A 7,605-nucleotide genomic window follows, 5' to 3' on the forward strand; every position below is an offset into this window, starting at 1 on the left:
GGGCGCGCTGGGAGCAGGGCGCGCGTTCGGCTGCCGCCGCGACCGGGGAGCAGTTGGACCGGTTGGAGCGCGGGGACCTGTCACACCTGGCCGACGCCGTCGTACGGGCCGAGGAGCCCTCCGCGTACGGGAAGTTCGGGATGTGCGGGCGGTTGGACGTCTACAAGGGGGACTGAGCGCCGGGTGCCTTCGAACTCGGGGAGGACCGTGGTGGGGCGGCTGAGGGTTGTGCGTGGCGTGTCGCGCAGTTCCCCGCGCCCCTATGGGGGCGCTTGGGTGATCCGGGGTCTTACCTTGCCGTCGGGCCTGTCACCGACCAGCCGGGGGACTGCGGGCGCGCCGTGAGGTCCTCGTGGCGCACCTCGCCGGCGCAGGCCGTGCAGGTGACCACGGGAACCAGTTCGTGGCCGCAGGAGTGCTCGATCACCATGGGGCGGTCGTCGTCCTTCCGGAGATGGCGGTCGCCCCACGCCATGAGCGTCATCAGGACCGGCTCCAGTTCGAGACCCGCCTGCGTCGGCCGGTACTCGAAGCGCTGCGGGCGTTCGCTGTAGACGTGCTTGTGCAGGATGCCCGCGTCGACCAGGCGCCTGAGACGGGTCGCCAGTACGTCACGCGGGGCCCCGATGTTGCGGACCAGCTGCTCGAAGCGGCCGTTGCCGAGACAGACCTCGCGCAGGACCAGCAGGGAGTGCTTCTCACCGACGAGCGCCAGGGCGTCGGCGATGGAACAGGGGCGCGGAGCTCCGGAGGCGGGCATGCGCGCAGTCTAGGGGAGGGTTGGCTTTTCCAACCCGTCGAGCTGTGGTGCGTGGGAGCGGGCCCGCAAGTGGTGGCGTTTGCGCCAGGCCAGGGCCGCGCCGACCAGGGCCGGGATCGCGATGCAGGCCATGGCGATCAGGAAGGCCGGGGAGGTCGGGGACGAGGCTCGGGCGCCGGCCACCGCGTAGGCGGCGGTGTTCGGGATCGAGCCGAGGGCGGTGGCGAGGAGGAAGGGGAGACAGCCCATGCGGGAGACGGACGCACAGTAGTTGGCCGCCCAGAAGGGCACTCCCGGGAACAGCCGGGCCGCCAGCATCGAGCGGAAGCCGTGGCGGCTGAGCTGGCCGTCCGCCGACTTCAGCCAGCGGTGGCGGAGAAGGGGGCGCAGGGCGTCCTGCCCGAGCATCCGGCCCAGGCCGAAGGCGATGCCGGCCCCGAGGACCGTGCCCGTGAGCGCCGAGGCCAGACCCAGCTGGGAGCCGAAGAGGGCGCCTGCCGCGATGTTGAGGATCGGCCGGGGCACGAAGGCGACCGTGCACAGCCCGTACACCACCGCGAACATCACGACCGCCGCCGCGCCACTGAGCTGGGGCGGCCAGCCGTCGGCCAGCAGCCGCTGCGGCTCGAACAGCAGGACGGTCGACACGGCGCTCACGAGCAGCGCCACGAGCAGGGAGAACCGCGCCCACGGCGAGAGCAGCACTCTGCCCCAGCGGGCGGTGCGCCCCAGCGGCACGGCCGGAACGGTGGAGGGTGTGGCGACGGCGAGCTCCGTGGCGGCGGTCCGGGGAAGGACCATGGCGGTGCCCCCAGAGCGGGTGGTGGCATCGAGCATTCGTCGACGGTAACCGACCCATGTACGTGTATGCCCTACGGAACGTCTCACGGGGGTCACAGCAAGCGGAACAACAGGCTCGCCGGCCACGGTGTGCCCGGCACCCCGACGGGTACCGCGCACCGTGCCGCCTGCGCCTTCCGGAACACGGTCCCGGCCTGGGCACCGTTCATCCCGGGCACCCCCTTGTGAAGCATCTCTCTTCGGCTTCCTCTCGGAACCCGCGCGTACCTAAAACCATTCGACGCGGGCCGACCTGTCGACGATGATCGACGTCATGTTCCGGCACGTCTTCGCTCTCGCAGCATCCGCCACAGGCGCGGATGCCCCGAAGGCTGCCCTCCTGATCGTCGTGGCCGCCGCAGACGGCGCCCGAAGCTGACCCTTCCCGGACATTCCGGCGGACCCCGCAGGGGGAGGGTCGGCGAGACCTCGGGGTCCCCGTCCCGGCAGCGCCCGTAGTCGCGCCGGGGCCTCACTCAGTACCGCTGAAGAGACTTCGAGGTACCGCCATGTCCAAGACGGCCTACGTCCGCACGAAACCGCATCTCAACATCGGCACCATGGGCCATGTCGACCACGGCAAGACCACCCTGACCGCCGCCATCACCAAGGTCCTCGCCGAGCGCGGGGTCGGCACGTTCGTGCCGTTCGACCGCATCGACCGCGCCCCGGAGGAGGCGGCGCGCGGCATCACGATCAACATCGCGCACGTCGAATACGAGACCGACACCCGGCACTACGCGCACGTCGACATGCCCGGCCACGCCGACTACGTCAAGAACATGGTCACCGGGGCCGCCCAGCTCGACGGGGCGATCCTCGTCGTCTCCGCGCTCGACGGGATCATGCCGCAGACCGCCGAGCACGTGCTGCTCGCCCGCCAGGTGGGGGTGAACCACGTGGTCGTCGCGCTGAACAAGGCCGACGCGGGCGACGAGGAGCTGATCGACCTCGTCGAGCTGGAGGTCCGCGAGCTGCTCACCTCGCACGGGTACGGCGGCGACTCCGTACCCGTCGTGCGGGTCTCCGGGCTCAAGGCCCTCGAAGGGGACCCGCGGTGGACGGCGTCCATCGACGCGCTGCTGGACGCGGTCGACACGTACGTCCCGATGCCGGAGCGGTATCTGGACGCGCCGTTCCTGCTGTCCGTGGAGAACGTCCTCACGATCACGGGCCGGGGAACCGTCGTCACCGGTGCCGTCGAGCGCGGCACGATCCACGTCGGGGACCGGGTCGAGGTGCTCGGTGCCGAGGTGGAGACCGTGGTCACCGGGCTGGAGACGTTCGGCAAGCCGATGGCGGAGGCGCAGGCGGGGGACAACGTGGCGCTGCTGCTGCGCGGGGTGGGACGGGACGCCGTCCGCCGCGGGCATGTGGTGGCCGCGCCCGGCAGCGTCGTGCCCAGGCGGCACTTCACCGCGCAGGTGTATGTGCTGTCGGCGCGTGAGGGCGGTCGGGCGACCGCCGTGTCGAGTGGCTACCGGCCGCAGTTCTACATCCGTACGGCGGATGTGGTGGGGGACATCGACCTGGGCGAGGCCGCGGTGGCCAGGCCGGGGGAGACGGTCACCATGGCGGTCGAACTGGGGCGTGACGTGCCGCTGGAGGCGGGTCTCGGGTTCGCGATCCGTGAGGGCGGTCGGACCGTGGGGGCGGGGACCGTGACGGCCGTTCAGTAGGCGGGTCGCGGTGTGTGGGGGAGCGCGGGCCGGTTCTCGGCCGGTCGCGCGGTCCCCCACGTCCTTTCAGGGCGCTTCGGCGGTGCGCCGGTCGAGGGCGGGCCCGGCACAATGGAGGCCGTGAACGAAGCCATACCCGTGTCCCGTGCCATCGATCAGGGCACCGCCAAGCTCATGCCCGACGTCGACCGGGAGCGGGCCTGGCTGTTGACCGTGGACGGGGCGCCGCAGTCGTACGTCGACCTGGACGAGCCGACGCATCTGGAGTTCGAGTACGTGCGGCGGCTCGGGCATGTGCTCGACACGGTGGCGGAGCCGGGGAGGGCGCTCGATGTTCTGCACCTCGGTGGGGGCGCGCTCACGCTGCCCAGGTATGTGGCCGCCACCCGGCCCGGGTCCCGGCAGGAGGTCGTCGAGTACGACCGGGGGCTGCTGGACCTGGTCGTCGAGCAGCTGCCGCTGCCCGCCGACGCGGGGATCGCTCTGCACGGCGCGGACGCCCTGGAATGGCTCGAAGCGGCCCCCGCGGACTCCGCCGACGTGGTCGTGGGGGATGTCTTCGAGGGCTCGCGGACCCCGGCGCACCTGACGACCGTGGCGTACGCGCGGGCCGCCGAGCGGGTGCTGCGCGCGGACGGGGTGTACCTCGCGAACCTGGCCGATGCCGCGCCCTTCGCGTTTCTGCGGTCCCAACTGGCCACGCTCGCCACGGTGTTCGAGGAGCTGGTGCTGATCGCCGAGCCGGGGGTGCTGCGCGGCCGGCGGTTCGGGAACGCCGTGCTGGTCGCCGCCCATCAGCCGCCCGACATCGCCGTCCTGGCCCGGCGGACCGCCGCCGACGCCTTCCCGGCGCGCGTCGAGCACGGCCCTGCGCTGCGCGACTTCATCGGCGGTGCCGTACCCGTGGGCGAGCAGGACGCCGTACCGTCACCCGAGCCGCCCGACGGAGCGTTCGGCATCGGCTGAGCCGGGCCCGGCATCGGATGCCGCGTCGGGCTTGGCCGGCACGACCGGCACACCGCGCCGGGTCAGGTTCCGTACGTCCCGTACGCACAGCACCGCCGCCGTCGCCCCCACGCATATCGCGGCGCAGCCCCACAGGGCCGCCGTACGTCCGAAGGCGCTCTCCGCCGGACCCGCCAGCGCGGCGGCCAGCGGCACCATCGCCACCGAGCCGAACCAGTCGTAGGCCGCGACGCGGGACAGCTTGTCCTCGGGGATCTCCTGGTGCAGCGCGGTCATCCAGGAGACGCCGAACACCTCGATCGACAGACCGCTGACGAACATGGCGAGGCACAGCACGGCGATCGGCGCCGGGACGGCGAGCGCGGCGGACGGCAGGGCGAACGGGAAGACGCACAGGACGCCCACGAGGAGGAGGCGGCGCGGTCTCCAGCGGGTCATGAGCAGCGCCCCGACGGCGTTGCCCGCCCCGAACAGGCCCAGTGCCAGGCCCCAGGGGCCGGGGCCGCCGAGGCTGTCGTCGGCGACCTGAGGGCCGTAGACCGCGTCGGCGGCGACGATGACCGCGTTCACCAGGGAGAACTGCACGACGATCGCCCACAGCCAGGTGCGGCCGGTGAACTCCCGCCAGCCGTCCCGGAGATCGGCGAGCATGCCGTGGCCCGGTTCGCGCTCCGGTATGTGGCTCACGTCGAGGAAGGCGCGCAGGGCGCCGGCGAACGCGAACGCGGCGGCGTCCACCGCCAGCACCCAGCCCGGACCGATCACGGCGACCATGGCGCCGCCGAGGGCCGCGCCGGTCATGGTCGCGCCCTGCGAGGCGAAGCGGAACAGTGCGAAGGCCCGGCCCGCATGCTCGGCGGTGACCGAGGAGAACAGCATGCCCTCGGCCGCCGGGTTGAAGAACGCCTGGCCGGTGCCGCCGAGCGCGGAGAGCAGCATCATCTGCCAGAGGTGTGCCTCGCCGGTGAGCACGAGCACGGCGAAGACGGCCTGGGAGAGGCAGTTGAGGGTGTTCGCCGCGACCATCACCCGGTGCCGGGGCAGCCGGTCCGCGACCGCTCCGCCGATCAGCAGGAACAGCACCAGCGGCAGGGTCCGCGCCGCCGCGACCAGACCGACGTCGCCGCCGTCGCCGCCCGCCTCCAGGACCGCGAACGCGGCCGCGATCAGGGCGCCGTTGCTGCCCAGGTTGGTGACGACCGCGGCCGTCGTCAGCAGGGTGTAGTTGCGACCGGCCCAGGCGGGGCGGCGGCGGAAGGCGGCGGGAGTGGTCACCCGCCGACTATCGCCGCCCCGACCTCTGCTGCCAAACCGTTTCCGCACGGGATGTGGCCGGATCGGGCCAGGGGGAGACGGCCCCGCCGACCCGGCCCGCCCCGGTGTCCGGTGTCGGCTCAGCCGCCGGTCGGTTCGCCGTACAGCCGTACCGTGCTGAGGATCTTCTGCACCGTCGCGTCCGGGACCTCGTCGCCGACGTCCTTGGCACCGTGGAACGTCCAGGAGACGTAGTCACCGGCCGAGTTCTTGAAGGCGAACGTGGTCGCCTTGCCGTCGGTGTCGCACTTGCCCTTCTTGGCGACACCCTTCGAGTACGTGGTCGCGACACTGCCCTCGACGCCCGACGTGGTGGTGTACGCCTTGGCCTTGCCGATGGTCATCTTCTTCTTGGAGGAGTCCTTCTGGTCGGTGTAACCGCCGAAGATCCACCACGCCGAGTCGTTGCGGGCGATGTCCTCGGTGCCCTTGGCGCCCTGCTGGCCCTTGGTGCCCACGGCGGCCAGCGAACTCGTCTCCTCGTTGCCGTCCTTGTCGTCGTCGGACGTGCACCACTTCTCCTTGAGCACGGCGGGTGCCGACATGCCGATGAGGACCGACCCGTCGCCCTTCTTGTCGTCCTCGAAGCCGATGAAGGTGTCGGACGACTGGACGGCCCACTCGGCGGGCACGTCGAAGGCCGTACCCCACTTGGGGTTGACGACGACCTTCCAGCCCGCGACGGTCGGCTTCGCCCCGGCGTCATCGCCGCGCGGGTTGTCCTCGGTGCTCTCGGACACGGTCGGCGACGGCGAGGCCGTAGGAGCGGACTGCGTCTTCTTGTCCTTGTCGCCGTCGCCACCGAGGACCAGGAAACCGGTCACACCGGCCGCCACGACCACGGCCGTGGCCGCGATGATCGCGACCAGCTTCGTCCGGTTGCCGCCGCCTCCGCCCGGCGGCACGGGCGGGCCGGCGGGCCCCTGCGCGCCCCACTGCGGTTGCTGCCCGTACGGGGCCTGCTGGCCCGTCGACTGGTACCCGGGCTGCTGGTAGGGGTTGGGTTGCTGGTACCCCGGCTGTTGGTATCCCGACTGTCCCGACTGTCCCGGCTGTCCCGACTGGTCGTACCCCGGCTGCTGGTACGGGTTCGGCTGCTGCGGTTGGTGCTCGCCCCCGGGCGGCTGCTGCTGTCCTGGCCACATGGCTCGTAACCATAGATGTGCCGGGGGGCGGGGTGCCACGGGAGTCCACGAAGCGCCTTTGCACTCGGGACGAACGGCTCCAAAACACCCGGGGCCGAGGACTTTTGACCCGTCGCGTGCGGGATCTTCTCGGACACCCCCGCGGGCTCGACGGACGGCCCGGCCGAAGAGCCCCCTTCGGCGTTCTTGAACGCGAACGCCCTCGACCCGCCGTCCGTCCGGCACCCTCGTCCTTCTGGAAGGGGCCCGCGTACCGACGTCGGGCCGGCGGCGAGTCGGGGTCGGTGTGAGTCGGCGCCGACGACGAGTCGGAGCCGGCAACGAAGCGACGATCACAGGGACGACCCTGGCCAGCTGTGGCTACTCGTGGGTAACATCAGGATATGAGCCAAGACCAGATGTCGATCGGCGAGATGCTCGCCGCCACCGTGCCGATGGCCAGGACCCTGAACCTGGAGTTCCTGGAGACCACGCCGGAGAAGGCCGTGGTGGCCCTGCCGGACCAGGGCGAGTTCCACAACCATGTCGGCGGGCCGCATGCCGGTGTGATGTTCACTCTGGGTGAGTCGGCGAGCGGGGCGATCGTGCTCGCCGCGTTCGGCGACCAGCTCTCCCGTGCCGTGCCGCTCGCGGTCAGAGCGGAGATCGCGTACAAGAAGCTCGCGATGGGGCCCATCACGGCCACCGCCACACTGGGCCGCCCCGCTGCCGAGGTCGTCGCCGAACTGGACGCCGGACAGCGCCCCGAGTTCCCCGTCACCATCGCCATCCAGCGCGCCGACGGCGCCGTGACGGGCGAGATGACCGTCGTCTGGACCCTCCGCCCCAACGCCTGACCCCGGGCGCGCTCCAGCCGCGTCGTGGGCGCCCCCGTCAGTCCGTTCCCGGACGCCCCACACCC

The 7,605-nt window shown here is 71.8% G+C and carries 7 protein-coding genes and 1 pseudogene; 4 read left to right on the top strand and 4 right to left on the bottom strand.

From position 1 onward, the window contains the following. A pseudogene (locus tag AWZ10_RS53890) lies at positions 1-176 on the top strand (cupin); the annotation flags it as partial. Between the two features lie 113 nt (positions 177-289). Here AWZ10_RS53890 and AWZ10_RS25415 read toward each other — a convergent pair. Then, complete coding sequence (locus AWZ10_RS25415; protein ID WP_046705241.1) at positions 290-760, bottom strand: winged helix-turn-helix transcriptional regulator; 471 nt, start codon at positions 758-760, stop codon at positions 290-292. Positions 761-769: 9 nt separating this feature from the next. Next, positions 770-1,597 (bottom strand): TVP38/TMEM64 family protein, encoded by an 828-nt coding sequence (locus tag AWZ10_RS25420; protein WP_060892087.1) that lies wholly within the window; start codon positions 1,595-1,597, stop codon positions 770-772. A 512-nt stretch (positions 1,598-2,109) separates the two neighbouring features. On the opposite strand from AWZ10_RS25420, the gene tuf reads away from it, so the two are divergent. Further along, positions 2,110-3,279 (top strand): elongation factor Tu, encoded by a 1,170-nt coding sequence (gene tuf, locus AWZ10_RS25425; RefSeq protein WP_037704846.1) that lies wholly within the window; start codon positions 2,110-2,112, stop codon positions 3,277-3,279. Positions 3,280-3,399: 120 nt separating this feature from the next. Further along, on the top strand, positions 3,400-4,245 hold the full coding sequence (locus tag AWZ10_RS25430) for a spermidine synthase (RefSeq protein ID WP_046705247.1): 846 nt from the start codon (positions 3,400-3,402) through the stop codon (positions 4,243-4,245). On the opposite strand, the gene AWZ10_RS25435 is transcribed toward AWZ10_RS25430, so the two are convergent. Together AWZ10_RS25435 and AWZ10_RS25440 are read right to left on the bottom strand one after the other, a co-directional pair. Continuing rightward, the gene (locus AWZ10_RS25435; protein WP_046705239.1) at positions 4,207-5,520 is read right to left on the bottom strand and encodes an MFS transporter; all 1,314 of its coding nucleotides are present in this window, start codon (positions 5,518-5,520) and stop codon (positions 4,207-4,209) included. The two genes, AWZ10_RS25430 and AWZ10_RS25435, sit on opposite strands and share 39 nt — an antisense overlap. Positions 5,521-5,639: 119 nt before the next feature. Continuing rightward, positions 5,640-6,704 carry a DUF8017 domain-containing protein gene (locus AWZ10_RS25440; protein WP_060892088.1) on the bottom strand — a complete coding sequence of 355 codons (1,065 nt, stop codon included), beginning with the start codon at positions 6,702-6,704 and terminating at the stop codon, positions 5,640-5,642. Positions 6,705-7,102: 398 nt separating this feature from the next. Here AWZ10_RS25440 and AWZ10_RS25445 point away from each other — a divergent pair, with 398 nt between their 5' ends. After that, entirely contained in the window at positions 7,103-7,540 is a 438-nt protein-coding gene (locus tag AWZ10_RS25445; RefSeq protein ID WP_046705237.1) for a DUF4442 domain-containing protein, read from the top strand. The last annotated feature ends 65 nt before the right edge of the window (positions 7,541-7,605 follow it).

It is taken from the genome of Streptomyces europaeiscabiei (assembly GCF_001550375.1).
Classification (GTDB): domain Bacteria; phylum Actinomycetota; class Actinomycetes; order Streptomycetales; family Streptomycetaceae; genus Streptomyces; species Streptomyces europaeiscabiei.

What these genes read in the sequence shown, in the direction of transcription:
- tuf (WP_037704846.1), top strand. Translation starts at nt 2,110, where the DNA reads ATGTCCAAGACGGCCTACGTCCGCACGAAACCGCATCTCAACATCGGC.
- AWZ10_RS25445 (WP_046705237.1), top strand. Translation starts at nt 7,103, where the DNA reads ATGTCGATCGGCGAGATGCTCGCCGCCACCGTGCCGATGGCCAGGACC.
- AWZ10_RS25420 (WP_060892087.1), bottom strand. Translation starts at nt 1,597, where the DNA reads ATGCTCGATGCCACCACCCGCTCTGGGGGCACCGCCATGGTCCTTCCC.
- AWZ10_RS25440 (WP_060892088.1), bottom strand. Translation starts at nt 6,704, where the DNA reads ATGTGGCCAGGACAGCAGCAGCCGCCCGGGGGCGAGCACCAACCGCAG.
- AWZ10_RS25415 (WP_046705241.1), bottom strand. Translation starts at nt 760, where the DNA reads ATGCCCGCCTCCGGAGCTCCGCGCCCCTGTTCCATCGCCGACGCCCTG.